Annotated in this window: 26 protein-coding genes, 1 tRNA gene and 1 pseudogene; 8 read left to right on the forward strand and 20 right to left on the reverse strand. The window is 38.1% G+C overall.

The window, feature by feature from the left end; all coding sequences use genetic code 11:
- The first annotated feature begins 179 nt into the window (after positions 1 to 179).
- Positions 180 to 690 (forward strand): annotated as a pseudogene (locus RMB06_RS18265) (DUF2007 domain-containing protein).
- A gap of 62 nt (positions 691 to 752) precedes the next feature.
- Here RMB06_RS18265 and RMB06_RS08840 read toward each other — a convergent pair.
- The 3 genes from RMB06_RS08840 to RMB06_RS08850 all read right to left on the reverse strand — a co-directional run bounded on the left by RMB06_RS08840 (position 753) and on the right by RMB06_RS08850 (position 4,104).
- On the reverse strand, positions 753 to 2,126 hold the full coding sequence (locus RMB06_RS08840) for a dihydrolipoyl dehydrogenase (RefSeq protein ID WP_311079099.1): 1,374 nt from the start codon (positions 2,124 to 2,126) through the stop codon (positions 753 to 755).
- 82 nt (positions 2,127 to 2,208) lie between these two features.
- A complete protein-coding gene (locus RMB06_RS08845; protein WP_311079100.1) occupies positions 2,209 to 3,405 on the reverse strand; it encodes a hypothetical protein in 1,197 nt (398 codons plus the stop codon).
- Between the two features lie 363 nt (positions 3,406 to 3,768).
- Entirely contained in the window at positions 3,769 to 4,104 is a 336-nt protein-coding gene (locus RMB06_RS08850) for a TIGR01244 family sulfur transferase (protein WP_002116083.1), read from the reverse strand.
- A 192-nt stretch (positions 4,105 to 4,296) separates the two neighbouring features.
- On the opposite strand from RMB06_RS08850, the gene RMB06_RS08855 reads away from it, so the two are divergent.
- Genes RMB06_RS08855 through RMB06_RS08865 form a run of 3 tightly spaced genes read left to right on the forward strand, consistent with a single transcriptional unit; the run spans position 4,297 to position 6,049 of the window.
- Positions 4,297 to 5,193, forward strand: a complete 897-nt coding sequence (locus tag RMB06_RS08855; protein WP_311079104.1) for an alpha/beta hydrolase — start codon at positions 4,297 to 4,299, stop codon at positions 5,191 to 5,193.
- Positions 5,194 to 5,631, forward strand: coding sequence for a thioredoxin TrxC (trxC, locus tag RMB06_RS08860; protein WP_003655112.1), 438 nt, complete (start codon positions 5,194 to 5,196; stop codon positions 5,629 to 5,631). It abuts the gene before it with no gap.
- Position 5,632: 1 nt separating this feature from the next.
- The gene (locus RMB06_RS08865) at positions 5,633 to 6,049 is read left to right on the forward strand and encodes an acyl-CoA thioesterase (protein WP_002116010.1); all 417 of its coding nucleotides are present in this window, start codon (positions 5,633 to 5,635) and stop codon (positions 6,047 to 6,049) included.
- Positions 6,050 to 6,119: 70 nt separating this feature from the next.
- On the opposite strand, the gene RMB06_RS08870 is transcribed toward RMB06_RS08865, so the two are convergent.
- The 3 genes from RMB06_RS08870 to RMB06_RS08880 form a co-directional block, all read right to left on the reverse strand.
- Positions 6,120 to 6,626, reverse strand: coding sequence for an ester cyclase (locus RMB06_RS08870; RefSeq protein ID WP_068930203.1), 507 nt, complete (start codon positions 6,624 to 6,626; stop codon positions 6,120 to 6,122).
- A 76-nt stretch (positions 6,627 to 6,702) separates the two neighbouring features.
- Entirely contained in the window at positions 6,703 to 7,197 is a 495-nt protein-coding gene (locus tag RMB06_RS08875; protein ID WP_017482212.1) for a DUF4442 domain-containing protein, read from the reverse strand.
- Between the two features lie 34 nt (positions 7,198 to 7,231).
- On the reverse strand, positions 7,232 to 7,720 hold the full coding sequence (locus tag RMB06_RS08880) for a YajQ family cyclic di-GMP-binding protein (protein WP_002051423.1): 489 nt from the start codon (positions 7,718 to 7,720) through the stop codon (positions 7,232 to 7,234).
- Positions 7,721 to 7,811: 91 nt separating this feature from the next.
- Between RMB06_RS08880 and RMB06_RS08885 the strand changes: the two genes are divergently transcribed.
- On the forward strand, positions 7,812 to 8,126 hold the full coding sequence (locus RMB06_RS08885; protein WP_002116171.1) for a rhodanese-like domain-containing protein: 315 nt from the start codon (positions 7,812 to 7,814) through the stop codon (positions 8,124 to 8,126).
- 36 nt (positions 8,127 to 8,162) lie between these two features.
- On the opposite strand, the gene mnmC is transcribed toward RMB06_RS08885, so the two are convergent.
- The 4 genes from mnmC to RMB06_RS08905 are packed head-to-tail and all read right to left on the reverse strand — an operon-like array spanning position 8,163 to position 11,496.
- On the reverse strand, positions 8,163 to 10,037 hold the full coding sequence (gene mnmC / locus RMB06_RS08890; protein ID WP_311079109.1) for an FAD-dependent 5-carboxymethylaminomethyl-2-thiouridine(34) oxidoreductase MnmC: 1,875 nt from the start codon (positions 10,035 to 10,037) through the stop codon (positions 8,163 to 8,165).
- A 23-nt stretch (positions 10,038 to 10,060) separates the two neighbouring features.
- Positions 10,061 to 10,540, reverse strand: coding sequence for a hypothetical protein (locus tag RMB06_RS08895; RefSeq protein ID WP_238515358.1), 480 nt, complete (start codon positions 10,538 to 10,540; stop codon positions 10,061 to 10,063).
- Between the two features lie 4 nt (positions 10,541 to 10,544).
- Positions 10,545 to 10,847 carry a YciI family protein gene (locus RMB06_RS08900; protein WP_002116400.1) on the reverse strand — a complete coding sequence of 101 codons (303 nt, stop codon included), beginning with the start codon at positions 10,845 to 10,847 and terminating at the stop codon, positions 10,545 to 10,547.
- Positions 10,848 to 10,881: 34 nt separating this feature from the next.
- Entirely contained in the window at positions 10,882 to 11,496 is a 615-nt protein-coding gene (locus RMB06_RS08905; RefSeq protein ID WP_005064166.1) for a septation protein IspZ, read from the reverse strand.
- Between the two features lie 44 nt (positions 11,497 to 11,540).
- On the opposite strand from RMB06_RS08905, the gene RMB06_RS08910 reads away from it, so the two are divergent.
- Positions 11,541 to 12,392, forward strand: coding sequence for a PHP domain-containing protein (locus RMB06_RS08910; protein ID WP_311079112.1), 852 nt, complete (start codon positions 11,541 to 11,543; stop codon positions 12,390 to 12,392).
- A 5-nt stretch (positions 12,393 to 12,397) separates the two neighbouring features.
- On the opposite strand, the gene RMB06_RS08915 is transcribed toward RMB06_RS08910, so the two are convergent.
- Both RMB06_RS08915 and radC read right to left on the reverse strand, forming a co-directional pair.
- The gene (locus RMB06_RS08915; protein WP_068563554.1) at positions 12,398 to 13,309 is read right to left on the reverse strand and encodes a bestrophin family protein; all 912 of its coding nucleotides are present in this window, start codon (positions 13,307 to 13,309) and stop codon (positions 12,398 to 12,400) included.
- A gap of 61 nt (positions 13,310 to 13,370) precedes the next feature.
- Positions 13,371 to 14,090 (reverse strand): DNA repair protein RadC, encoded by a 720-nt coding sequence (radC, locus tag RMB06_RS08920; RefSeq protein ID WP_311079113.1) that lies wholly within the window; start codon positions 14,088 to 14,090, stop codon positions 13,371 to 13,373.
- 99 nt (positions 14,091 to 14,189) lie between these two features.
- On the opposite strand from radC, the gene coaBC reads away from it, so the two are divergent.
- Positions 14,190 to 15,443: a bifunctional phosphopantothenoylcysteine decarboxylase/phosphopantothenate--cysteine ligase CoaBC gene (coaBC, locus tag RMB06_RS08925; protein WP_002116235.1), complete on the forward strand. Its 1,254-nt coding sequence runs from the start codon at positions 14,190 to 14,192 to the stop codon at positions 15,441 to 15,443.
- A 63-nt stretch (positions 15,444 to 15,506) separates the two neighbouring features.
- Here coaBC and secF read toward each other — a convergent pair whose 3' ends face one another.
- The 5 genes from secF to queA form a co-directional block, all read right to left on the reverse strand.
- The gene (secF, locus tag RMB06_RS08930) at positions 15,507 to 16,472 is read right to left on the reverse strand and encodes a protein translocase subunit SecF (protein ID WP_014207646.1); all 966 of its coding nucleotides are present in this window, start codon (positions 16,470 to 16,472) and stop codon (positions 15,507 to 15,509) included.
- Positions 16,473 to 16,480: 8 nt separating this feature from the next.
- Positions 16,481 to 18,382 carry a protein translocase subunit SecD gene (gene secD, locus RMB06_RS08935; RefSeq protein ID WP_002116237.1) on the reverse strand — a complete coding sequence of 634 codons (1,902 nt, stop codon included), beginning with the start codon at positions 18,380 to 18,382 and terminating at the stop codon, positions 16,481 to 16,483.
- Between the two features lie 51 nt (positions 18,383 to 18,433).
- Positions 18,434 to 18,763, reverse strand: coding sequence for a preprotein translocase subunit YajC (yajC, locus tag RMB06_RS08940; RefSeq protein ID WP_002116168.1), 330 nt, complete (start codon positions 18,761 to 18,763; stop codon positions 18,434 to 18,436).
- Positions 18,764 to 18,860: 97 nt separating this feature from the next.
- Positions 18,861 to 19,994: a tRNA guanosine(34) transglycosylase Tgt gene (tgt, locus tag RMB06_RS08945; RefSeq protein ID WP_002116306.1), complete on the reverse strand. Its 1,134-nt coding sequence runs from the start codon at positions 19,992 to 19,994 to the stop codon at positions 18,861 to 18,863.
- 294 nt (positions 19,995 to 20,288) lie between these two features.
- Complete coding sequence (gene queA / locus RMB06_RS08950; RefSeq protein ID WP_311079117.1) at positions 20,289 to 21,326, reverse strand: tRNA preQ1(34) S-adenosylmethionine ribosyltransferase-isomerase QueA; 1,038 nt, start codon at positions 21,324 to 21,326, stop codon at positions 20,289 to 20,291.
- A gap of 182 nt (positions 21,327 to 21,508) precedes the next feature.
- Between queA and RMB06_RS08955 the strand changes: the two genes are divergently transcribed.
- Positions 21,509 to 21,595, forward strand: a tRNA-Leu gene (locus RMB06_RS08955).
- A gap of 235 nt (positions 21,596 to 21,830) precedes the next feature.
- On the opposite strand, the gene RMB06_RS08960 is transcribed toward RMB06_RS08955, so the two are convergent.
- Genes RMB06_RS08960 through RMB06_RS08970 form a run of 3 tightly spaced genes read right to left on the reverse strand, consistent with a single transcriptional unit; the run spans position 21,831 to position 24,010 of the window.
- Positions 21,831 to 22,229 carry a hypothetical protein gene (locus RMB06_RS08960; RefSeq protein WP_309165049.1) on the reverse strand — a complete coding sequence of 133 codons (399 nt, stop codon included), beginning with the start codon at positions 22,227 to 22,229 and terminating at the stop codon, positions 21,831 to 21,833.
- Positions 22,230 to 22,240: 11 nt separating this feature from the next.
- Positions 22,241 to 22,861 (reverse strand): Panacea domain-containing protein, encoded by a 621-nt coding sequence (locus tag RMB06_RS08965; RefSeq protein WP_309165047.1) that lies wholly within the window; start codon positions 22,859 to 22,861, stop codon positions 22,241 to 22,243.
- Between the two features lie 51 nt (positions 22,862 to 22,912).
- Positions 22,913 to 24,010, reverse strand: coding sequence for a hypothetical protein (locus RMB06_RS08970; RefSeq protein ID WP_309165046.1), 1,098 nt, complete (start codon positions 24,008 to 24,010; stop codon positions 22,913 to 22,915).
- Positions 24,011 to 24,138: the final 128 nt, after the last annotated feature.

The following is a 24,138-nucleotide window of genomic DNA, read 5'->3' on the forward strand; positions in this document are numbered from 1 at the left end:
GGTTACCCATGTGAGAGTAAGTCATCGCCAGCTCATTATTCTAAACACCCCCATTCTAATGAATGGGGGTGTTTTTTTATTGGGGAATTTGTATTCTCAATCCTTTAGATATTAAAATTTATTCAAATTATAAAGTAATAAAGCTACTCTAAAATTATTTACCTAATTAGAAATTTAATATGCAATGGATCGTAATTAAAACTTTCTCGTTTCCTTATGAGGCACAAATTGCAAAGACTCAACTAGAAGCATTTGAAATTCCTGTTTATATTGAAAATGAGCATACAATTAATATGGATTGGTTTTATTCTAATGCTTTAGGTGGGGTTCGTTTATTAGTTCCAGAAAACTATGTTGATGAAGCGAAGTCATTTCTTGAAAAAGACTTTAGTGATGAGCTTGAACAAAAGTTTGGGGGAGAGTAAAGAATGTTGCCCTGAGTGTGGAAGTTTGGATATAGAAGTTAATAATAAAGGAAATTCAACTGAAATTCAGAAGAATTTAGAAAACTGGCTACCTCCAGAATCTACGGGCCTAACTTATAAAAAAGAAGTATTTAAAGATAAGAATTTGACCACAACAAATTATATTATTTCTAAAAATGGGAAGCCTTTAGAGACATGGATATATACTAGTTCATCTGAAAAGAATGCTTCATTAGTTGCGGTTATTTCCCATCAAATGAATTAATTAAAGCAATGTGAAGTAGAGAAGAGCCAATTTTGATTAATAAAGGGCTCTTCTAAAATAGATTACTTCAGTTGTCTACGTGCATGCTTTAGAGCAGTTCGAAGACCTTCTTCTAAAGTCGGATGATAAAAGGGTTTCTCTAGAATATCATTTAGCGTTAATTCTTCACCGATTATCCAGGTTAATAAATGGGCCATATGTTCAGTTGCTTCTGTAAATAGCTCAGCACCTAGAAGCTTTTGGCTTTCCCGTTCTATATAAACTTCAATAGCACCTTTATTTTTTCCAAGAACAATAGCTCTTCCTTGTCGTTCATAAGAGGCTTCGCCTGTAATAAAATCTATACCTTCATCTTTTAATTGCTTATAGCTTTGACCTACGATCGCCATTTCAGGATGACTAAAGACAATTCCTAATGGAGTAAGTGTCTTAACTGAGTTTACCTGTGGATAATTTAAACAGTTATAAACAACTTTTTTACCTTCATGTGCTGCTTCATGTTGTAGTGGCGTTGAGGTGTAAGCGTCACCGACAACAAAAATTGGATATGTATCTAGCTGCTTAGTTTTAGCATTTACAGGTAATAACTTAATATCTTTGAATGAATTATCAATATTTTCTAGTTTTAAAGTATCAATTAAACTTGTACGGCCGGTTGCAGCTAAAACATATTCAACTTCGAGAGTTTTCTCTGTTTCATCAACTTGGTAAGTTAATACAGCGTTTTCCTTACTGCATTTAACTTCACTCGGTAAAGTCTCGAATAGAATTGTTAATTCTTTTCCTAGCTCTTTTTGAGCAAGCTGTTGAACTCTAGAACTAGTTAGGATTCCAATTCGTTTACTGCGAGCGAAGATTGTTGTTTCTACACCTAGACGATGCATAGCTTGTGCAATCTCAAGAGCGATCACACCACTACCAATTACAGCAATAGATTTAGGAAGTGTTTTTAACTCAAATATTTGGTCTGTTGTTATAAGCCGGTTTCCTAATTCTTGCTTCCAAATTTGATCATAATTAGGAGTTGAACCAACCGCCAGAATAAAACTTTTTGATTTGTACTGTTTTCCGTTAACTTCTACAGTTTGTGGATCAATAAAATGTGCTTTGCCAGAAATTTTATGCTCAGTCGGCCATTGATCTACATCTTTTAAAGTTGCTTGTGTAAATCTATCACGTAAAGTTTGTACATGCTGCATCACTTGATTAGTATTAATATTTGCAGATACGTCTAAAGCAACCTCTTGAGCATTTTGAATGTCAAACATACGGTTTGCTGTAGAGATGAGAACTTTACTTGGCATACAGCCTACACGGGCACAAGTGGTATCCCATGGTCCATCATTTATAATTAAAATATTGTTGGTATGTTTAACGGCTTCTTTGTATGCGCTAATACCAGCAGTACCTGCGCCAATGATAATAATATCGAACATTGTCATTAAGCTATTTTAATAGATATTTAGAATATATAGAAAAACCCTCTTAAACAGAGGGTTTTGTCCTAATTATTTAGCTTTAAAATGTAAATTTTTGCATAAAAGGTGTTTTTAGGGTTGTTGAAACAGTCCCATTTTGATTAATAGACTGACCTTCAATGCTTACCCCATTAATAACATGCTTAAAGTCTAATGTAGTTCCATTCAAGCTTTGTTTGAAAGTAAAAATATTTTGTCCTTCTAAATAAATACTGCCATTAAATTTCTGTGCATTCGTTGTTGGTGATTCATTTTCAACTCGGCTTCCTTCAAGGCTAGTAATACTTGGCAGGCTCAATATTTGGTGATTATTAGCCATTACTTTATATGTCGCATTGTTCGTATTACCAGGAGTTGAGTTCACAACAAATGAAATTGGCTCTGCAAAAGGGACATTAGGATTGTCATTAATGAGTACGTTGAAACCAGAACCACCTTGAACTACATAGAGATCACCATCAATTGATGTATTATCTTTATAAACACTCATTGCACCCGTGGTTACTTCTTTTTCAGTTGGTTGGCCTGTCTCTGGATCTTGAACGAGAGCGGTTGTCGTAATTTTATAATCACTTGTGGCAGCATTAATTAATACGAATCTTTTTTGCTTGGTTTGTTCAAGTCCCCATGACTGTTGGAAAGGATAAGCAAACGCACCTGTAATAGTTACATCTTGAAAGTTTTTATCATTATTTTCATTTTCAAAAATATAAATTCTGGTATTTGATTGATAGTCCTGTAAGTTCGGAGATATATTGTCGTTTGCCAGTTTAATGTTCTTCAAGTCGTCTGCTGTAATATCAAAATCCCAATCATTATATCCAGTGAGTAAAGTTTTTATTTCTTCCCCTTTAAATACATAGCAGGCGCGGTAGTCTGTAGTACTCTTGATAAAACATTTATCACGATAGTGGTCGGAGTACTTAGTAAGATCTACTTTTCGAATGTCTAAGGTTAACTTAAGTGGTCCTTGAGCGAAGGTATCTATTGCATGATCAATATAACCTTTTGATAGCTTTTCATCATTAAGATCATAGGCACCAAATAGATATTTACCTTCTTGTTTTACATTATTTAAAACTGAGGTCGCTAACTCCTGATCTGGTGATGGAGTGGTTGGTGTTGTTGTAGAACCAGAATTTGAATTTTGATTATAGTAACCATCATTGCCACCCCCACCACAAGCTGTCAAAAAAGCAGCCAAAGTAACTCCACATACTCCTTGAGTAAGTTTCATGATTATCCCCATTAAAATGATAAGTTATTTAAAATAATTTTTTAGGTTTATAAAATAACATATATTTCATGAGGTTGCTCATGATATTTATAGGCAGAGTAACTGATTAAATGCGTGTACCCATCGTTACTCCTACAGTAGGTTTTACTTGCATTGAGGAGCATGCGCTAATGATTAAACAGCTTAAAAGAACGAAAATAAATTTATTCATAGAAAATTAATAAATGAATCAAAAGATATAAATACTCTAAATTAATATTATTTTTAGTTCTGTTGAGTTCGTGCAGAGATATGCAAAATAATTTATCAAAACCCTACTTTAAAGAAGAAAATAGGGTTTTAAAGAGTACCAATTTTTTAAACTTAGTCGTCTAATAAGTCCATTTGTTTTGCTAATTGATATAGGTTGTTTGAACGGTTTCCTGTGCGGCAGAACATCAGCACAGGTTTTGGCAATTCATTATAATGATTAGCAAAAGTACGTACATCTAGCTCAGTAATCTGTCCAGCTACAACAGGTTGATAAACATAGTCTAAGCCTACTTGACGTGCTGCTTCTTCAATCTGAGCGCTTGTAGGTTGTTCTGGGCCGCCTTCCATATCTGGTCGGTTATTAATAATAGATTTAAATCCTTTTTCTACAACTTGGCCAACGTGTTCTGGACCAATTTGACCTGCGAAACCAACATTATCTGACATTTCGTCACTCCAAAATTTAACAAAACCTCTTATGCTGTATCATAGCATTAAGCTTAACCTGAGATACAAGACACTAAAACGTTGTTCCTACATAGATAAAACTTATGTCATAGAACAGCTCTAGATTTTTAAAAGGCGATCAGGATGTTTTTTGTAAATTCATTACTTCGACCATAATGCCACGGAGCACATATGCACGCTTATACGGTTGAGCCTTTATATGTTCCATGTGATCAGGAAATGATCGCAGCTGACTTTTATATTCCAAAAACAAATAATAAATCTGCGGTAATTATCATGGCGCATGGTTTTGCCGGATTGCGTCAATTTAAACTCATTCAGTATGCCCAGCGATTTGCACAAGCAGGTTACGCTGTTATTTTATTTGACTATCGATATTGGGGGGGGAGCACTGGCAAGCCTAGAGAAATGGTCTCCATCAATTCACAATTAGAAGATTGGAAGACGGTGATTCAGTATGCTTCGACTTCTAAACTCGTAGATAACCGAAGGATTGTGCTTTGGGGAACTTCTTTAAGTGGGGGATATGCGCTAAGCCTAGCTTCTGAGTTAAAGAATATTCAAGCAGTTTTAGTACAAATTCCTTATGTAGATGGTGCTGAAACTGCCAAGCTCTATCCTTTGCAGCGCTATCCCCAAGCATTAAAGCTATCGAGTCAGGATTATATGGGATCAAAGATGGGGCTTAATCCAAAGAGATTACCTGTTGTTGATCAACATAACTTATGCTTTATGCCTACGGCTGATAGTTATTATGGCTATTTATCGATTGTAAATCCTGATTATTATTGGAGTGGGGAAGTTCCTGCTCGTGTCTTTTTTAATCTGATGCGATACCGTCCAATCCAAGTTGTGCGCCAGATTAATATTCCTGTTTTATTTATTGCTGCTCAAAAAGATTCGCTTATTCCTATTGAGTCAAGCCGTGAAGCTGCGACAAATATTGCGCCTTTTGTGAATTATCATGAATGGGATATGAAACATTTTGATATCTATCACGGTTCATGGTTTGAAAAAGCAGTGACAACCCAATTAGAATTTTTACATCAGCATATAGGAGTGATGTAAATGATTATTGTATGTGCATCGTGTGGTGCTAAAAACCGAGTTCCGGAAGAAAAACTTCCGGAGCAACCAAGCTGTGGGCAATGTCATCAGCCCTTACTACCACTTGCACCAATTGAGCTAAATGAGCAGAATTTTAGTAACTACATCACGAATAGTGATCTACCTATTCTTATAGACTTATGGGCAGAATGGTGTGGACCTTGTAAAATGATGGCTCCACATTTTGCGCAGGTCGCAAAACAGAATCCAGGCGTTATCTTTGCCAAGATTGATACCGAAGAATCTCCTCGCTTGAGCCAAGCTTTTCATGTGAGAAGTATTCCGACACTTGTCTTAATGAATAAAACGACAGAGGTCGCGCGTATTAGCGGCGCATTACGTGCGCCTGAATTGCAACAGTGGCTCGATCAACAACTTCAAACGAATTTCGGGAGCTAAGGTGTCAGAAGCTTATACCAAACCAGAAGGAATTTTATCCTTACAAACGATTGCCATGCCAGCAGATACAAACTGGAGTGGTGATGTATTTGGTGGATGGATTGTGTCACAAATGGACTTGGCTGGAGCAATTCACGCAGAACGTTTCAGTCGTGGTCGCTGTGCTACAATTTCTATTAATCAAATGACCTTTTTGGTTCCGGTAAAAGTTGGCTTTGTCATTAGCTGCTATACCAAAATCTTAAAAGTTGGAAATACTTCTATTCAGATGCAAATTGAAGTTTGGGATAGTCATGATGACTCTCGTGAACCAATACGCATTACTGAAGGAGTCTTTACCTTTGTAGCAGTAGATGTAAAAGGTAATAAGCGTCAAATACCTGAAGAAGCGAAACAGAAGTTTTTGGAGACTCAATAAGAATCAGAAAGCCTGAATATTAGTATTCAGGCTTTAATCTTTATTCAAAAGAAAAACTATTTTTTAGAAGTTAAAACATCGTATTTGTATTTTTGCTTTGCTCAGGAATATTTTGTATCACATCCCAATGCTCTACGATTTTTCCATTTTCAACACGGAATATATCAACAATTGCTCTTCCTCGATCTTTTTCATTTTCAGTCGAATGGACATGTAAAACGACAAGATTGCCTTCAGCAATCGCACGTTTAATCTCATTTTTAGCTTGAGGATTCTTTTGGAATTTTTCAGTGAAGAAATTAACAAAAGGTGCTTTCCCATCTGGAACATTAGGGTTGTGCTGAATGTATTGTTGACCAATATAGCGGTCTGCATATTCTTTGACTTTATGTTTTAAAAAGACACCTTCATAAAAGTCGGTCACTATTCTTTTGTTTTGAGCACTTACTTTATCAATAGCTTCTGATTTAGCCGAAGTTACTTTACTAGTTTTAATGTGAGGTTCAGTCGCGTGAGAACTTATTGTTGTAAATATTAAACTGGTAAATAAAGAGGAAAGAATTAATATTTTTTTCATTTTTAACCTCAAGATACAAAATATTAGTTTTATATCTTGAGGTAAATAACCGTCTAAAAATACTTTAGATTAGTTATTATTTCTTACGTTTAGGTAACCATGCCCAGAGCATTTGGCATTGAATTGGTTCATTGCCTGCATCATCAATCACAGTAACAGGAATCATAAGTTCACCTTTCTCATTATCTGCAATAAACTTTTGTTGTTCAGCAGACAATGTTGCTGTCGCAGTCAAACCGCCTTCAACCACTTTTAAATAATCCACATGTAATGATTTGATTAATAAAATTCGATTATCAGGAATATGTAAACCGGTTAAAAAACCCGTTGCAGTTTCTGCTAAAAGAGCCATAGCCGCGGCATGCACTCCTTTAATATGATTTTGCATATTTTTTTGGTTATCTAAACGGACAGTAACGTGGTTTGAGTCTACTTCTAGATAGCGGATATTTGCTGTACCCACCATCGGCACGATACGACCAAACGCCTTGCTCCAAAGCGTGCTCCGAATGCCTTTAGGGAATTTTGAAGTTGCTTTTACCAGTTTTGATAGACGGTTGGATTGAGACATGGGATTACCTTAGCTTTAAATGGCCGACAAGATATTAATCTTTAAAGTTATTAAACTGTAATGGCACACCGAATTGTTGTTCACGTAAAAAAGTCATGACTTGTTGTAAGGTGTCACGCTTCTTATCTGTCACACGAATTTTGTCGCCTTGAATAGAAGATTGCACTTTAACGCCACTTTCTTTAATGGCTTTATTAATTTTTTTTGCAGTATCAGAGTCAAGACCATCTTTAAGTTTAATGACTTGTACAAAGTTTTTGCCAGAAGCCGCAGCTTTTTGTGGATCAAGTGCTTGAACATCAATTTTACGTTTATAAAAATGATTTTCTAACATGTTATAAACTTGTTCACACTGGAAATCACTTTCAGTACTGATTTTGATTTCTTTATTTTTTTCATTTAATTCGATAGAAACATCGTGACCACGGAAGTCAAAGCGTGTTGCAATCTCTTTTTGTGTGTTTTGTACAGCATGATTAACTTCAAATAACTCTAATTCAGAGACAATATCGAAAGAAGGCATAGTTTAGACCTTTACAAAGTGAAAGAATATTTGAGATGCTAAGAGGGTTTTCTTCATTTGCCAAGTGTTGTTTACATCAAAGGAGTGCACAATGATCCGTAAACAAGAAATTACAACATTTGAATTCCCAGAAAATGCTGTTATCTGGGATGTCCGTGATACTAATGCTTATGCAGAAGGGCATGTTAAAGGTGCGGTGAATCGCCCAATTAATGATTTGAATGCTGATATTTTGAACCAGGTCTCTGCGGGTCAGCCGATTTATATTTTATGTGGTGGTGGTAGCAAAGCTCCTCGTGCAGCTGAGAAACTAGAAGGATTGGATGCCTCGCGTGAATATGTCGTGCTGATGGGCGGGACACGTGCAGCTCGTGATGCTGGCTTGCCTCTAGAGCAGGGCGCATAAAAAAAGCACCTTCGGGTGCTTTTTTATTGAAATGAATTATTGCGGTTTAAAATAAGGCTTTTTAGGTTTCACTTTCTTTTGGAACCGTTGAGGACTCAATTTTTGTAATAGGCGGTCTGGCACTGGACAAGCTTCTCCTAATATTTGAGCAACTAAGATTTCACTGCATAGTGGTGCAAAAAGAAAGCCTTTAGAGCCAAGCCCGGCAAAAGTAGCAATTCGGCTATTCTCCTGCATTTTTCCAACCAGAGGAAAATAATCCAAGCTTTGTGCCCGTATGGATGCACGCCCTTGCCATGTCGAAGGTGACGGTAACTTTTCAGCATATTCAGGGAATACACTGTGGATTAATTCAAAGTTATGCACATGGTCTTCGGGAAGTACATCTTGATCTTCACGATTTGGGTAGAAAGACGCACCTAAAATCATCTGTGCAGCATCAAGTTGCATGCAATAGCCGCCATAGCTATAAGCTTCATTTAAAGGCAGAGGGGCAAACGTATTATCAACCCAGCTCACTTGTCCACGTATTGGTTTTAACTGTGGATAGCTGTCGAATAAAGCAGCACTTTCTCGAGCACAGCACACAACGACATGGTCTGCTTCTGCAATGATTTCATTGTCGGTTTGCAATTGAACTTTATTTTCACAAGAAACAAGTGCTGTGACATGGGCAATTTTGAGATTGATACATGGATGCTGCAAAATTTCATCACGTAATTGATGTGGTGAGACGGAGCCAGCCTCAGTTAGCAATATGCTTGAGTAATCAGTTTCAAGTGAGTTCGCTGAGTTAGTAACAACTTGAGCTGGATACTGATTTACCAAATCGAGAAGTTCATCTGCATTTTTCAATGCAATTTGTTGAATTTGAAGTGGACGGAATGCATTAAAATTTTTATAAAAATTTAAAGCATGTTGCCAACTTAAGGTCATGAGGTGTTCATGACTTTGTTCAATTGAACAAAGTTTTGGATTAAGTAATGCCAAAGGGTTTCCAGAGGCACCCGATAATGCATTTGTTTGCTCGTATAAGGTTACTTGGTGGCCACGTGCTGCAAATGCCCACGCCGTACTTAAACCTGCTACACCAGCCCCTATAATCGCAATACGCTGTTGCTCTGTAGCCAATGCGTGAGTTTGATCTAATTCTAAGGTATCTTCATCAGCTTCAGGCTGCTTCCAGACTGCTTTGAGCATTTCTCGTTTATGGCCAAAACCACGTGGACGAGAAATATCGATACCATGTGCTTTGAGTCCACGTTTTAAAATGCCAGCAACACTAAAAGAGGCGAATGTAGTGCCATAACCTGAAAGACGGACAATATTATTTAAAACATTTTGTTCCCACATGTCTGGGTTGCAAGACGGTGCAAAGCCATCTAAAAACCAAGCATTTACAGCTTTAGTTTTAGCCATGCTTGGAAAAATTTCTTGCGCATCTCCAAGCCATAAATCGATGCTAAAACGTTCTTTAGGGAAAGTTAAACGATGACATCCTGCAATAGGCAGGGGATATTGTTCAATTAACTGCTCTGCAAGCGGTTTAAGCTCATCCCAGACATTTAAAGCGCGAATAAGATCAGCTTTACTTAACGGAAATTTTTCTACACTAATTGTGTGTAAATGGCTTTGATTATTAGGACGAATTTGCTGCCAAAGTTGCCAGAGTGCAAGAATATTTAAACCTGTACCAAAACCGGTTTCTCCTACACTGAAATATTCAAAATCTTTTAAATTGGCTAATCGTTCTGATAAGTCGTTACCATTTAGAAAAACATGTCGTGTTTCAAGTAGGCCATTATCTTTAGAAAAGTAGACATCACCAAATTGTTTGGAAATGGGAATCTCGATACCATCGACAAATTCCCAGTCCAGCTCTGCTGTTTGGATACGGTTTGATACGTTCATTGAATTTAATAGATCGCTTGGTATTACCACTGGCGTCGACGTTTTGTATGAATATAACTAGCAATAAAGAAACCTAGCAATACACCACCCGCTAAGGTAACAGCGCCATATAAAAACATTTGCGCACTTCGTTCACTTTGTAAGACTTGAACCTGAACAGAGAGATTATCATTTTTTAGCTGTAACTCTTGGTTCTGAGCCAATGCTTCAAGGTTGGCATGTTCTAGCTGTTTTAAGCGAGATGCTTGATCTTGAACTAAGGCTTTGATTTTTGCGTCTTGCTGTTGCTTGTTCTTTGCGAGCTGTTCTGCTGTAAGTGGTTGTGCAGTTGGTGCTGTCGTCGCTGCTGTTTTGACTCCAGTTGCCGATGTTGGAGCTGGTTTAGCGGCTTGGGTTGAAGGCGCACTTGGGGAAGGAGTTGCTGGTGTCGCAGCAGGTTCAACTGCTCCAGCAGTTGAACATATCAAACACAAGCCAAGAAAGCTTTTGATTGCAAGCTGCATGCGATTACCCTTTTGGAAATGCTTTATTAAACGGTTTTACATCAACGTGAGCATAAATGCCTTCTTTAAGAAATGGTTCTTCTTTTAACCATTCATCTAATGCTTCGCGACTGTCGAATTCAACAATCATGGTGCTACCATAGAAGCCTGCTTGCGGATCATTAGGATCTTTTGGCATAGCACCCGCTGTAACAAGGCGGCCTTCATCATCGAGTTTTTGTAAGCGTTCGATATGCTGAGGGCGTACTGCCAAGCGTTTTTCTAAAGTTCCTTCGTTATCGGTACAGCTTAGAACAAAAAAAGGCATGTAATCGTATCTCTATAATCAATCTGGAAGCATTTTAAGCATCTGGTGACTTAAAATGTTTGCGTAAAATAATGAACTGAATAATGATAAATGAAAACATCACGATCATGTCACCAAATGCAGTAAATTCGCCCCAATATTTTCCACCGTGAAATAAAAACGCGAAGAATACATGCAGACAAGACATCACGACAAACATCGCTGCCCAAGCAAAATTGAGGTTTTTCCAACCTTTTTCACTCAAATCTAAAATCGGGTCAAATAAGCGTTGAATGAGCGGTTTACGGTCTTTACCAAACCAAGGTGAAACCAAGAATGCGCCTGCGAAAACTAAATTTAAAATCGCAGCTTTGAGACGAATATAGAAATCGTCACTTAACATGAGGGTGATACCACCAAAAATGACAGTCATAAACAATACAAACCACTGTTGTTTATCAAGACGGAATTTTTGGAAAACGAATAGGGCACCATATACCACAAGCATTGAAATAATTAAGCCAGTTGTCGCTACAAGAATATTATTATTATCAGCACCACCAGCAGACCCGATCAGTTTCAGTAAAGGATGCTGGGTGTCAGTTGGATCAACTGTTTTATATAAATAGAAGAAAATAATTAATGGAACAAAGTCCAGAAGTGCTTTCATGTTAGAGTATCTGATCAGGTTTGGCGAATGGCATAGTATAAAAGATGCAAGGCATAGATTTACATACACATAGCAATATTTCTGATGGAACTTTGTCTCCGGAACTGCTGGTGCAAGCTGCTATTGATGTGAACTTGCATACACTGGCTTTGACTGATCACGATACAATGGATGGGTTGCAGCGTGCAAAAATTGCTGCACAAGGCCATGATTTAAATATTATTTCTGGTACAGAGATTTCTAGTCAGTGGTCGCGCCCAACCACTAAGAAGAGTTATGGTGTACATATTGTCGCTTTAAATATGCAAGATGAAGCACCAATTTTAGAAGCATTAGAACAACAAAAAAGAATTAGGGCGCAAAGAGCTAAAGTGATTTGTGAGCTATTAGAAAAATGTATTGGTTTTCAGATTTATGATGATGTTCTTGCTAAAGTAGAACATCAGGCGGATAGGATAACAAGAACTCACATTGCTAAAACATTGGTCGAGAAAAATGTCGTGGCTCGTCCTCAACAAGCATTTGATCGTTTCTTAAAAGAAGGAAAACGTGCTTTTGTAAAGTTTGAAGGACTAGGCTTAAAAGAAACCATTGATGTGATTCATCAAAGTAAAGGCTTTGCAGTATTAGCACATCCGACCCGTTATGATTTATCTGCAACTAACATTCGTTATTTAATTGAATTATTCGCGACATCAGGTGGAGATGCAATTGAGTTACCTCCACCAATGGAACCTCTATCTACTCGCCAGATGATTGATCGAATGATTGAACAATATCAGTTGGCAGTTTCAATTGGCAGTGACTTTCATGGTGAAAATATGCCATGGATTAAACTAGGAAATACACCTAAACCAACTGATAAGCAGCATGGGATTTGGGAGAATTTTATTTAAATTCTTTATAGTAAGTTGTTATCTTGAGCCTGAATTGGCGGTGGGGTAGGTTTACCGAGAGTCCCTAATAACTCAATCTCGATACTACGTACCATTGCATCTAGCGGTAAATCATTACTTTGCGTACCGAAAGGCTCTTCAATTTCAGAGCTTAGAGCATCCAGACCCAAAAATGTGTATGCCAAAATTCCGACGAGTAAAGGTGTTGCTAATCCAAGCAATGAACCCAGACTAAACGGCAACATAAAACAGAAAAAATAGACTGTGCGGTTAAGTAAAACTGAATAAGCAAATGGAATAGGTGTATTGGCAATTCGGTCACAGCCAGTTTGTACGACGCTTAAGTCGGCAACATTCTTATTCATTTGTGCATAGATGATGTCAGAAATTTCACCTTCTTTAAGTGCCTGCAACAATTCCCAGTGAATGAGACTAAGTGTGTACTGAGGAGCATTATTTTGTTGGTAGAGTTGAGTGAGTGCTTGCTGACTCATACCACTGGTTTGTATTAACTCAGTTGGGTTCGCCGTCTGACGACGTAAACGGTCACGCAATACATTAGCAAAAACAATTACATGTTGAATAACACGCTCACGGCGAGCTTGAGTTAAAATACGGCAGTCACGGTCAAAATGGCGTGAAGTTGCAATTAGAACGCCCCATAATTTTCGGGCCTCCCACCAACGGTCATAACATGCACTATTTTTAAATCCTAGGAAAATAGAAAGTACGACACCAATGAGCGTAAAGCCAACCAGAGGAATCTCTGGAAAGCGATAAAGATTGATGTATTCGACTCCACCAATGATTGCCGAGATCAGCATCACAACGCCTAAGGATGGCAAAATTTTGGGTAAAATTGTGCCTCGCCAAGAGAATAATACTTTGAAAATACTAGGCTGTTCCCGAACAATCATTTTATTTTAAACGTCGCTATTTTTGTTTTGATCTTCTAGGCTTAGTAGTACTTTGTCAATATCATTGAACTGATATTGTTGCTGGGTTGAGCAGTTGTTGTTCAGCAAAGGAAAAGCTCCCTTCTGGTGAGATAATAAAATGGTCAAGCAAACGAATTTCGACAAGCTGACAAGCCTCTTCAAGTTGCTGAGTTAAGGCAATATCTTCGGAAGAAGGCTGCGCTGAACCAAATGGATGATTGTGTGCAATAACGAGCTGGCAAGCATGTTGCTGTAAGGCGTAGCGTAGGGTTTGATTGACCGAAACTGCGCAATGCTGAACTGAACCAAAGAATAGCTTTTTAAAATGAAGCTTTCTTAATTCCGGATCTAGGCACAAAACAGCAAAGACTTCTTGTTTCTCACCTTTTAATTCGTAGCGCAGATAATCCAAAACTAAATCTGATGAATGGAGGCTGAGATTATTTGTCTGGAAGTGATGATCGAGATAACGCCGTCCAAGTTCTTTGACTGCCAGTAATTGTGAATATTTCGTTGCCCCAATGCCATTAAATTGAGTTAACTCATTAAATGAGGCATCAAACACGGCATTAAGATTACCGAAGTGCTGAATGAGTAAACGAGATAACTCGACTGCTGAATGTTGTCTTGAACCTGAGCGAAGAAAAATGGCCAGTAGCTCTGCATCTGATAGACTTTGTGGACCTTGTTGCAATAACCGTTCTCTTGGCCGTTCTTGTTCAGGCCAATTTTTAATAGAAGTATTCATATTCCCCAGCATAATCCGCTTAAAATTTTATTTTGTTTGCCCAATCAATCTTGGGTCTGCGCGTATTTAATGCTATTGTGAGCGCCACTGCAACAGAAAGGTATCCTGTTCGTGAGCTTTGATTTAAGCGTTATTCCTCATAAAAACATTGTTTTAGCTGTTACTGGCGGAATTGCTGCCTATAAAAGTGCCATCTTAGTCCGCCGTCTCAAAGATTATGGCTTTGACGTGCGTGTGGTGATGACACATGGTGCTCAGGCATTTATTACACCACTAACTTTTCAGGCTCTTTCTGGTAATCCTGTTCATACTGAACTTCTAGACCCTGCGGCTGAAGCGGGTATGGGACATATTGAATTAGCACGTTGGGCTGATTTATTACTAGTCGCACCTGCAAGCTGTGACACATTGGCTAAATTTGCGAATGGTTTAGCAGATGATTTACTCAGTACAGTTTTTTTGGCAACAAAATCTCCTGTTTGGGTAGCTCCTGCGATGAATCAGCAAATGTGGGCGGCTAAAGCAACTCAACGTAATTTGCAAACCTTGGTCGAAGATGGCGTACATGTGATCATGCCGGATGCGGGTGAGCAGGCTTGTGGTGATGTTGGCTTAGGCCGTATGCCGGAACCAGAAGAAATTGCTCGCCAAGTCGCTGGCTATTTCCATCAGGCTCAACGTGCTATCGCTGAGAAATTTGGACTGTTGGCAGGTAAGCGAGTAGTTATTACTGCTGGGCCTACACGTGAAGCGATTGACCCTGTTCGTTATATCTCAAACCATAGTACTGGAAAAATGGGCTTCGCTTTAGCTGCTGCTTGTTATGCTGCTGGCGCGCAAGTGACTCTGATTGCTGGACCTGTAAGTTTAGATACGCCAAATGGTGTTCAACGTGTAAATGTTGCCTCAGCACGACAAATGCTTGACGTCAGTATGAGTTCTCTAGAAACAGGCTGTGATATTTTTATTGCGACTGCGGCAGTTGCAGACTATCGCGTAGCAGAAGTTGCTGAGCATAAAATTAAAAAAGCAGGGGATGAGTTGAATGTTTCCCTTGTTAAAAATCCAGATATTGTGGCAACAATCGCAGGTCAGGAAAAACGTCCATTTATGGTGGGCTTTGCAGCCGAAACGCAAAATGTTGAAGAATATGCGGCAGGGAAACTCGTTGCTAAAAAACTAGATATGATTGCGTGTAACGATGTATCACGTGCTGATATTGGGTTTGCTTCTGATGAGAATGCGATGACAGTTTTCTTTGCTGAAAGCTATCACATGAAAAAGCGTGAGTTAGAGAAAGCATCTAAACAGGAAATTTCTCAACAATTGGTTGAAGCTATTTCGGATGCCCTGCGCCGTAAATAATTTTTGGATCAAATAAAAAAACCGCGAATGAATCGCGGTTTTTTTACAGTCTTATTTAGACAATCAAGGAATTTCATCTTCAAATTCAGGTTTAACCTGAACGATGAAGTCTTGGCGGTTAAGACCACGCCATAATGCAAATGCAGTACCGATATAAATCGAAGAATAAGTACCAACAAATACACCAACAAACATTGCCACAGAGAACCAGTGTAGACCATCACCACCTAAGAACATCATTGCTAGTACAACCAGCAATAACGTCATTGATGTATGAATGGTACGACGTAAAGTCTCAGTTAACGCAATATCGACGATTTCACGAGGAGTCGCACCGCGAATCTTACGGAAATTTTCACGAATACGGTCTGACACTACAATGTTATCGTTAAGCGAGAAACCAATAACAGCAAGTACCGCAGCTAACACTGTAAGGTCAAATGGCCATTGGAATAATGCAAAAGCACCAATAATAATGATGATGTCGTGGAATAAAGACATTACGGCACCCATCGCGAGTTTGAACTCAAAGCGGATGGTTACGTAGATCAACATTAAGATAAGTGCAAGTGCAACCGCGCCAGCAGAACGAACATAGAGTTCGTTACCAACCTGACCACCTACAGAGTCCACTTTATGAACTTCAGCAGCATTATTTGGTAATTGTACAGCCTTAGTGATTGCGTTATTAAGGTCTTCAACCTTAACTTCTTGTACTGGCATGCGCACAAGTAAGTCTTTATTGCTGCCTAAGGTTTGTACTACAGCATCTTTAAAACCAGCTTTATCGAGTGCCTGAATAACTTCAGACTGATTGGCTGGTTGAGCATAGTTAAGCTCAGCTGAAACACCACCTGTAAAGTCCAAACCGAGGTTAAGACCTTTAGTTGCAATAAAGAAAATACTAGCCAAAGTAATCAGGATCGAGAAGATCGCTGCAGGTTTGGCAATCTTCATGAACGGGATGATTTTTGCATCATCCGGACGACCATATTGTTTTGAATCTTGTTGAGTCACTTTAGTCATCATCGATCTCCTTAAATGCTCAACTTTTTCAAATTACGACGTTTGCCATAAATGATTTGTACGATTGCACGAGTTACTGTAATTGCAGTAAACATCGAACAAATAATACCGATCATTAATGTCACGGCGAAACCTTTGATTGGGCCTGTACCAATTGCAAACAGAATGAATGCAACGAGGAACGTGGTTAAGTTCGAGTCAAAAATGGTGTTATAGGCTCGATCATAACCGGCCACAATGGCCTGTTTGGGTGAGGCCCCCCAAAGCATTTCTTCTCGGATACGCTCACATATCAATACGTTCGCATCGACCGCCATACCAATGGTAATAACGATACCGGCAATACCCGGTAAGGTGAGGGAAGCTCCAATCCATGACATCACGGTTAAAATCATTGCCAAGTTAAACACAAGAGCAAAGTTCGCGATTAAACCGAATACACGGAAGAAAACCACCATCCAGATTGCAACGAGCAAGAAGCCAATTTGAGTAGACAATACACCTTTATCAATATTTTCTTGACCAAGGCTTGGACCTACTACACGCTCTTCAACAAAGTACATTGGCGCAGCCAAAGCACCAGCACGAAGCATTAATGCAAGTTCAGATGCTTCTTGAGGAGAACTTAAACCAGTAATACGGAAAGTCGAACCTAAAACAGCTTGAACTGTTGCAGCATTAATGACTACAGACTCAGTGTATGGCGTACGAACTTCTGTTTGCGCACCAGTTTTTGGATCTGTGACATAGTTAATTTTTTGCTTGTTCTCGATGAACAATACCGCCATGCGTTTACCAACTGCATTACGGGTTGCATCGGACATTAGCTTACCGCCAGCGCTGTCGAGCGTGATATTTACTTCGGCACCGCCAGAGTCCTGACTAAAGCCAGAGCTTGCATTTTGAACACGCTCACCAGTCAAGATTCGGTTACGTTGCAACAAGAGTTGACGGCCGCTATCTAAAGACTCATAAGCAAATACTTCTGTACCCGGAGGTAAAGGTTGACCATTATATTTACCCGTATATGGATCGATATATTGATCATTTAAGTCAGAAACTAAACGGAATTCGAGGTTCGCAGTACGTCCTAAAACACGTTTAGCTTCAGCTGTATCTTGTACACCCGGTAATTCAACAACAATACGGTTGCTACCCTGACTTTGTACCAATGCTTCTGCAACACCAAGTTCGTTAATACGATTACGTAATGTTGTTAAGTTCTGATTTACCGCATATGACTGAATTTCTTGGCGACGTACATCGGTATAAGTAAGCTTTAAAGTAGAACCTGTAGAGCTTGCTAAAGCCTGTTGGGTATATTCATTCCCATTACGACGTAAAAAATCCATTGCTGCATCACGGTCAGCATTGTCAGCAAATTGAACAGTGATCACATTATTTGTTAATGCAAGACTGTTAAATTTGATCTTGTTTTCACGGAACTGACGACGCAAATCGGTGGCAGAGGTTTCCATACGTTGGGCAACGGCTTTGTCCATATCTACTTCAAGCAAGAAGTGGACACCACCACGTAAGTCCAAACCAAGTTTCATTGGTTTTGCCCCAATCTTTTGCAGCCATTCCGGTGTGGTTGGTGCAAGGTTTAGGGCGACAACATATTCATCACCTAAGTCACGACGTAATACTTCTTTTGCCTTTAACTGCGCTTCAGATGAACTGACACGCAATAGGGCAGCATTATTTGTAAAAGTATTGTCATGGCTCGCAATATTTGCTGTTTTTAAAATTTGCTCTGCTTTTTTCACCACACTTTGATCAATTTGGGTACCAGCTTTGGCACCGGAAATTTGAACAGCGGGCTCATCCGGATATAGACTAGGCAGTGCGTATAATGTACTGATTACCAGAACAACCAGAATCAGTAAATATTTCCATGCAGGGTAACGCATTCGCTTTCTTCTTAAATGAAAAAGCCGTGCTAAAGCACGACTGTTTTATGATTAAAGGTTATTTAGAGTGCCTTCAGGTAATACTGAAATTACGCTGGCACGCTGAATTTTTACTTCTACACCACGGCTAAGTTCAACAACTGCATAGTCACCTTCAATTTTGGTTACTTTGCCCATTAAACCGCCAGCGAAAACAACTTCACTACCAACACCTAAGCTCTCAATCAAAGAACGGTGTTCTTTAGCACGTTTTGCTTGAGGGCGCCAAATTAAGAAATAAAAGATTGCAACGAATACGACAATCATCAAGATGTTTGGCAAAATACCATTAGTTGGGCCAGCTGCTGGTGCTGCATGAGCAGCAGAAATTAAAAAGCTCATTTTGATTTCCTAAAGTTAAAAATATGAGTCAGATAACTGACATAATCCTAATTCGTTTTGCAATTTACCTTGTCTTGAGGTTGAGCGCAAATCTGGCTTATTCATCAACCGGACATGGTGGAACTTCTAAACCACGACGGGCATAAAAGTCCTGAACAAATTCGTCAAATGTGCCATTGTCTAATGCATCACGCATACCTTCAGTTAAACGTTGGTAATAACGTAAGTTATGAATAGTACCGAGCATAGATGCCAACATTTCTCCACATTTTTCAAGGTGGAATAGATAAGCACGGGTAAAGTTCTTACAAGTGTAGCAATCGCAATGTGGATCGAGCGGGCTCTGGTCATGGCGATATTTACTATTACGAATACGTACCAGACCATCAGTGACAAAATAATGACCGTTTCGCGCATTACGAGTCGGCATTACACAGTCAAACATATCGACACCGCGGCGCACCGCTTCAACGATATCTTCTGGTTTACCAACGCCCATCAAATAACGCGGTTTGTCATGCGGCATTTTATTCGGTAGATAATCTAAAACTTTGATCATCTCTTCTTTAGGTTCACCTACAGATAAACCGCCAATTGCATAACCGTCAAAGCCGATTTCTAAAAGACCATTTAAAGACTCATCGCGTAAGTCTTCATACATGCCACCTTGAATAATGCCAAATAACGCATTGTGATTTTTGAGCTCATCATGATGATGGGTTTTACAACGTTTTGCCCAGCGTAAAGAAAGCTGCAATGATTTTTGAGCTTCTTCATGTGTTGCAGGGTAAGGCGTACACTCATCAAAAATCATAACGATGTCAGAGTTCAAGACCTGCTGAATTTCCATAGAAATTTCAGGTGATAAAAATACTTTTGAACCATCAATCGGTGAGCGGAAAGTAACACCTTCCTCTTTGATTTTGCGCATTGCGCCAAGACTAAAAACCTGGAAACCGCCAGAGTCAGTCAAAATTGGCTTATTCCATTTAATAAAGTCATGCAAACCACCGTGTTCTTTAATTACTTCAAGACCCGGACGCAAATATAAATGGAACGTATTTCCTAAAATAATTTGTGCCTGAATATCTTCGATGTCACGAGGTAACATGCCTTTGACTGTGCCGTAAGTCCCCACTGGCATAAAAACAGGTGTTTCAACAACACCATGTTCTAAAGTTAAACGACCACGACGGGCGCGCCCCGACTGACCTAATTTTTCAAACTTCATCTAAAAATCCTGAACACGAGCAGAGGCGAAGAAACAGTTCGCTGCTAAAAAGAGGGCTATTTTCCTTGATTCTGCGACGTAGTTCTACTACTAAATGTAGCCGTTATATAAAAAGATTGGAGAAACTAAGAATAGGTTTTATGGCATAGATATTTTAATGAAGGAAATATCTAAAATTCAGGCTTATAAAAATTATAATCGACTTGGTAAAGCTAATCGATATTGCTAAATATTTGCATCCATACTATAGAAGATGTTTATAGATGATTAACAATATCGATCAGAATTTAGTTTTTAAACTTCTAGCTTATCAATTAGCATTGCATCGCCATAGCTAAAGAAACGATAGCGGCTTTTAACTGCATGTTCGTAGGCAGCTAAAATGTTGTCTCTATTTGATAGCGCTGATACCAACATGAGCAAGGTAGACTCTGGTAAATGGAAGTTAGTAATTAAACGGTCTACGATGCAGAACTCATAACCTGGATAGATAAAGATTTGTGTGTCGCCAGTCCAAGCTGCAATTTTACCGCCATGAGCTTGAGCTGCACTTTCTAAAGCACGTGTCGCGGTTGTACCAATGGCAATCACTTTATTGCCGCGTGCCTTAGTCGCCAAAATTAAATCAATAGTTTCTTGAGGAACATCACACCATTCACTGTGCATGATATGGTTGGTAATGTCATCGGTACGAACAGGCATAAATGTGCCAGCACCAACGTGTAATGTTACAAAGGTTTTTTGAACATTTTTTTGTTCTAATTTTTCTAAAAGTGTTTCATCAAAATGCAAGCTTGCTGTAGGGGCTGCAACACTGGCAATTTTCTCTGGGTTATGGAAAACCGTTTGATAGCGTTCAGTATCAATTTCTTCTGCTTCACGGTTAAAGTAAGGCGGAATAGGTAGCTGACCATATTGCTCAAGTACAGGCAAAATTGGCTGTGAAAACTCAACCACAAATAAATTTTCGTGACGGCCACGTACGATTACAGGAATGTTATCTGCACCGACATAAAGTTCGGCACCTGCTTTAGGCGAGTTGCTCGATTTAATATGGCAATACGCTGTGGTGTGGTTCAGCATGCGCTCAACCAAAATCTCGATAGCACCGCCTGTAGAGCGTTTTCCTTTAAGTCGTGCTTTCATGACTTTAGTGTCATTGAGCACTAACAGATCACCTTCTTCGAACAGATCGATAATGTCTGTGAACATGTGATCGTGATATTGACCCTTTGAGTCTAAGTGTAATAACCGCGAAGCACTACGTGATTCAAGAGGATAACGGGCAATAAGTTCATCAGGTAATTCAAAGGAAAAGTCGGACAGTTGCATATTTGAGAAAAAACACCACAAAAATTAGGCCTAGTATAAACTTTTTCGCTTTTTTATGGCTGTGCTTATGGCCTAAATCATGAAAAATGTTTAAATGATCTAAAAGTGAACGATAATATTCACTTAGGGTTTGACAAGTTTTACAAACGCGCTAATATACGCAACACAAACATACTTCCTCTCCCGAGGTGGTGAAATTGGTAGACGCGGCGGACTCAAAATCCGCTGTCAGAGATGACGTGTCGGTTCGAGTCCGACCCTCGGGACCAGATTCAGAATCGTAAGATTCTACGAAAACCCCTAAGCTAACGGCTTAGGGGTTTTTTGTTGGGTAATTTTTTATTTGCTAAGAGCTTTGGTTCAATTAAAGATGCTAGAGAAGCTTATTGGTATAATGAATTTTTACTGAGCAAACTCGAATCGCCAATACTGTTAATGAATGAGTAGGGGGTAAATAGTAGGATTCAAATCCTTTGAAGCAGTGAACCTAAAAGTTTAATAGTATTATTTTAATAGTTTTTTAAATTTTCTTGGTGTGAATGAAGAATCTTGGATACCACAAATAATACGATCAAGTAATTCAACAGACACTTTGGTTGCTGGCCTATATACACCAGTATTCACGCAATGGCAGACATGTTGATGATCCATAACTTGGATTCTTTCATAAAGTACGAAACTTTGATGCTGGATGAACGGATGTTCTCCAGCTTCAATAATGCAAGCAGGATCAATTTTCTTTTCGGTTGTTACAGAAGTAAAATTAACTGAAACGATGCAGAGTCTTTTTCCATATCCTTCGCTTGGATAAGTATCAGGATCAAACAATACAACAAACAAATGCTCTTTAGGTCCAGCCTGACAAAAAAATGCATCACCCGCTTCAGCTTTCCACTCAGACATTCAACACTTTCCTAGTGATTATTGACCATTTGAACAGATTGGTTGATATAAGCTTGAGTTTCAAGCTGACCAATAATTTCATTAGATAATTCTTCTGAAAAACCTAATGCTTTGAATAAGTCTTTATATTCAATAGGGTACATTGAAGAACCTGGATTACGCCATTCAGGGCAGTAATCATGAGTATAATCAACTAGTTCCCACTGATTTTTATTTCCAAATTCAAACCAGATCTGTTTTAAAACAGTGATGTCATTGTCACTTAATTCTAGAAGATCATCGTCGGATTGGATGGTTACTTCCTGTTTAAGAGCGATGTCATTGTTTGCTCTATCGGAAATAAATTTATCCCAATAAGTTTGTTTACGACTACCATGATTGATTCTTTCTAAAGTCATAGAAAGAACAGGACCTTTATTCATTGAAACAAGGCTATCTCCAATCATTGGGGTATGAAACATTTCAAAAGATTTTCGCTCAGAAAGGTATAATAACTTCATGAGTTTTAAAATATTAATGCTGTGCTTATCTGATTGAAGCAAAAAGAAAATTGTTGCTTCAGTCAACTTTTTCTCATCAAATAGAAAAATATTATCCATAGCAAAACAATCTCTAAAATTTGATTTATTCATTTGTGAATATTTTATGCAACCATAGGTTTAAAGTCTATGAATTTTTAGTATCTAAAATTCTATTACTTTAATACCTTTTTGTTCAAAAATTTCATCGATTGGTAGAGTTGGATATCTTTGCTTAAGGCATTCATACAAACTCTCATCCATAACTTTCCATTTATTTATATTATTATCCCAACAAGTATCGAAATATTTCATAAGGTCATCAAAAAACATCACATATCTTATAAAGCCAAGTCTAGAAGTAAATTTACATCTTCTGATATAAGGTAGTGTTTCTATTATCTTTTTATCAAGTTCATTTAAATTCGATATACCATATTTTAATAGTTCTTCTATTCCTAAATCATTAAACTCACCTTTTGAGTCAATACGATTTATAAAGTCTAAATACTTGTTATTAATTAATGTATTTACACCAACAGTAGTTAACTCTATATCTAAATTTTTATTATTTTTAATATCGTTTTTCAGTGTGTTAGTGTACTCTTCAATTTCAATACTTAATCGATTAAATTCAAGATCAGCAGATTCTAGTAAGCCTGAAAGTAAACTAAATCGACGGGTTAAGTCTGATGGAAGTTTACCACTTAATTTATAACTTCTATCATGTTCAATTTCAGCCCAAGCATGTTCAAGTGCAGTCCTAACTTGAATCTCAAACTTAAGACCTTTTAAAGCTTTCCATTCAAGTAGATTTTCTCGTGTTTCTCCAATATCACAAATGAAATGAACAGATCTATAACCAACTTTATCATCTCCTAAGATTTCAGATTTGTTCACACTATCTTTTTTATGAACATTAAATAAGCTTTTTATAAGTTCACAAACTTTGTGAACATCAGATTCAATTAAAGTAATTACTCGGATACCTGCTAAATCAGTCATATCAAGTGGCGAATAAGATTTTTCTTTGTTTTTATCTTCCATTTTTTTTAAGAAACTTTTTTTTGATTTTTCTCTGAAAGGAATATCAACATAACTAATTTGATGTGCTTCTAAGGTGATTTTTAACGTTGCAGCTATTATTTGCGCTAAAGATTTATAATTTGGTATGTTCTCTTCAAACCATCTTTCATGATCGTTTCCAGATATAATTGGATTTTCAACAATATTATTTATGGCTTCAACTTTTTTATCTACCATGCTTCAAACCCCAAAATAAATTTTTTAATTAAATTTAAGATAACTATATAACATTCTTGACCCTACAAAGTATCTAAGCCACTCTAAATTTATCATCCACATTGGTGGTCGAGATTGAAGTCTCATTT

This window comes from Acinetobacter sp. V104_13 (assembly GCF_031798995.1).
Taxonomy (GTDB): domain Bacteria; phylum Pseudomonadota; class Gammaproteobacteria; order Pseudomonadales; family Moraxellaceae; genus Acinetobacter; species Acinetobacter pittii.

Coding starts and splice junctions, on each gene's coding strand:
- RMB06_RS08840 (WP_311079099.1), bottom strand. CDS start 2,126: ATGTTCGATATTATTATCATTGGCGCAGGTACTGCTGGTATTAGCGCA.
- RMB06_RS08845 (WP_311079100.1), bottom strand. CDS start 3,405: ATGAAACTTACTCAAGGAGTATGTGGAGTTACTTTGGCTGCTTTTTTG.
- RMB06_RS08850 (WP_002116083.1), bottom strand. CDS start 4,104: ATGTCAGATAATGTTGGTTTCGCAGGTCAAATTGGTCCAGAACACGTT.
- RMB06_RS08855 (WP_311079104.1), top strand. CDS start 4,297: ATGCACGCTTATACGGTTGAGCCTTTATATGTTCCATGTGATCAGGAA.
- trxC (WP_003655112.1), top strand. CDS start 5,194: ATGATTATTGTATGTGCATCGTGTGGTGCTAAAAACCGAGTTCCGGAA.
- RMB06_RS08870 (WP_068930203.1), bottom strand. CDS start 6,626: ATGAAAAAAATATTAATTCTTTCCTCTTTATTTACCAGTTTAATATTT.
- RMB06_RS08875 (WP_017482212.1), bottom strand. CDS start 7,197: ATGTCTCAATCCAACCGTCTATCAAAACTGGTAAAAGCAACTTCAAAA.
- RMB06_RS08880 (WP_002051423.1), bottom strand. CDS start 7,720: ATGCCTTCTTTCGATATTGTCTCTGAATTAGAGTTATTTGAAGTTAAT.
- RMB06_RS08885 (WP_002116171.1), top strand. CDS start 7,812: ATGATCCGTAAACAAGAAATTACAACATTTGAATTCCCAGAAAATGCT.
- mnmC (WP_311079109.1), bottom strand. CDS start 10,037: ATGAACGTATCAAACCGTATCCAAACAGCAGAGCTGGACTGGGAATTT.
- RMB06_RS08895 (WP_238515358.1), bottom strand. CDS start 10,540: ATGCAGCTTGCAATCAAAAGCTTTCTTGGCTTGTGTTTGATATGTTCA.
- RMB06_RS08900 (WP_002116400.1), bottom strand. CDS start 10,847: ATGCCTTTTTTTGTTCTAAGCTGTACCGATAACGAAGGAACTTTAGAA.
- RMB06_RS08905 (WP_005064166.1), bottom strand. CDS start 11,496: ATGAAAGCACTTCTGGACTTTGTTCCATTAATTATTTTCTTCTATTTA.
- RMB06_RS08910 (WP_311079112.1), top strand. CDS start 11,541: ATGCAAGGCATAGATTTACATACACATAGCAATATTTCTGATGGAACT.
- RMB06_RS08915 (WP_068563554.1), bottom strand. CDS start 13,309: ATGATTGTTCGGGAACAGCCTAGTATTTTCAAAGTATTATTCTCTTGG.
- radC (WP_311079113.1), bottom strand. CDS start 14,090: ATGCTGGGGAATATGAATACTTCTATTAAAAATTGGCCTGAACAAGAA.
- secF (WP_014207646.1), bottom strand. CDS start 16,472: ATGATGACTAAAGTGACTCAACAAGATTCAAAACAATATGGTCGTCCG.
- secD (WP_002116237.1), bottom strand. CDS start 18,382: ATGCGTTACCCTGCATGGAAATATTTACTGATTCTGGTTGTTCTGGTA.
- yajC (WP_002116168.1), bottom strand. CDS start 18,763: ATGAGCTTTTTAATTTCTGCTGCTCATGCAGCACCAGCAGCTGGCCCA.
- tgt (WP_002116306.1), bottom strand. CDS start 19,994: ATGAAGTTTGAAAAATTAGGTCAGTCGGGGCGCGCCCGTCGTGGTCGT.
- queA (WP_311079117.1), bottom strand. CDS start 21,326: ATGCAACTGTCCGACTTTTCCTTTGAATTACCTGATGAACTTATTGCC.
- RMB06_RS08960 (WP_309165049.1), bottom strand. CDS start 22,229: ATGTCTGAGTGGAAAGCTGAAGCGGGTGATGCATTTTTTTGTCAGGCT.
- RMB06_RS08965 (WP_309165047.1), bottom strand. CDS start 22,861: ATGAATAAATCAAATTTTAGAGATTGTTTTGCTATGGATAATATTTTT.
- RMB06_RS08970 (WP_309165046.1), bottom strand. CDS start 24,010: ATGGTAGATAAAAAAGTTGAAGCCATAAATAATATTGTTGAAAATCCA.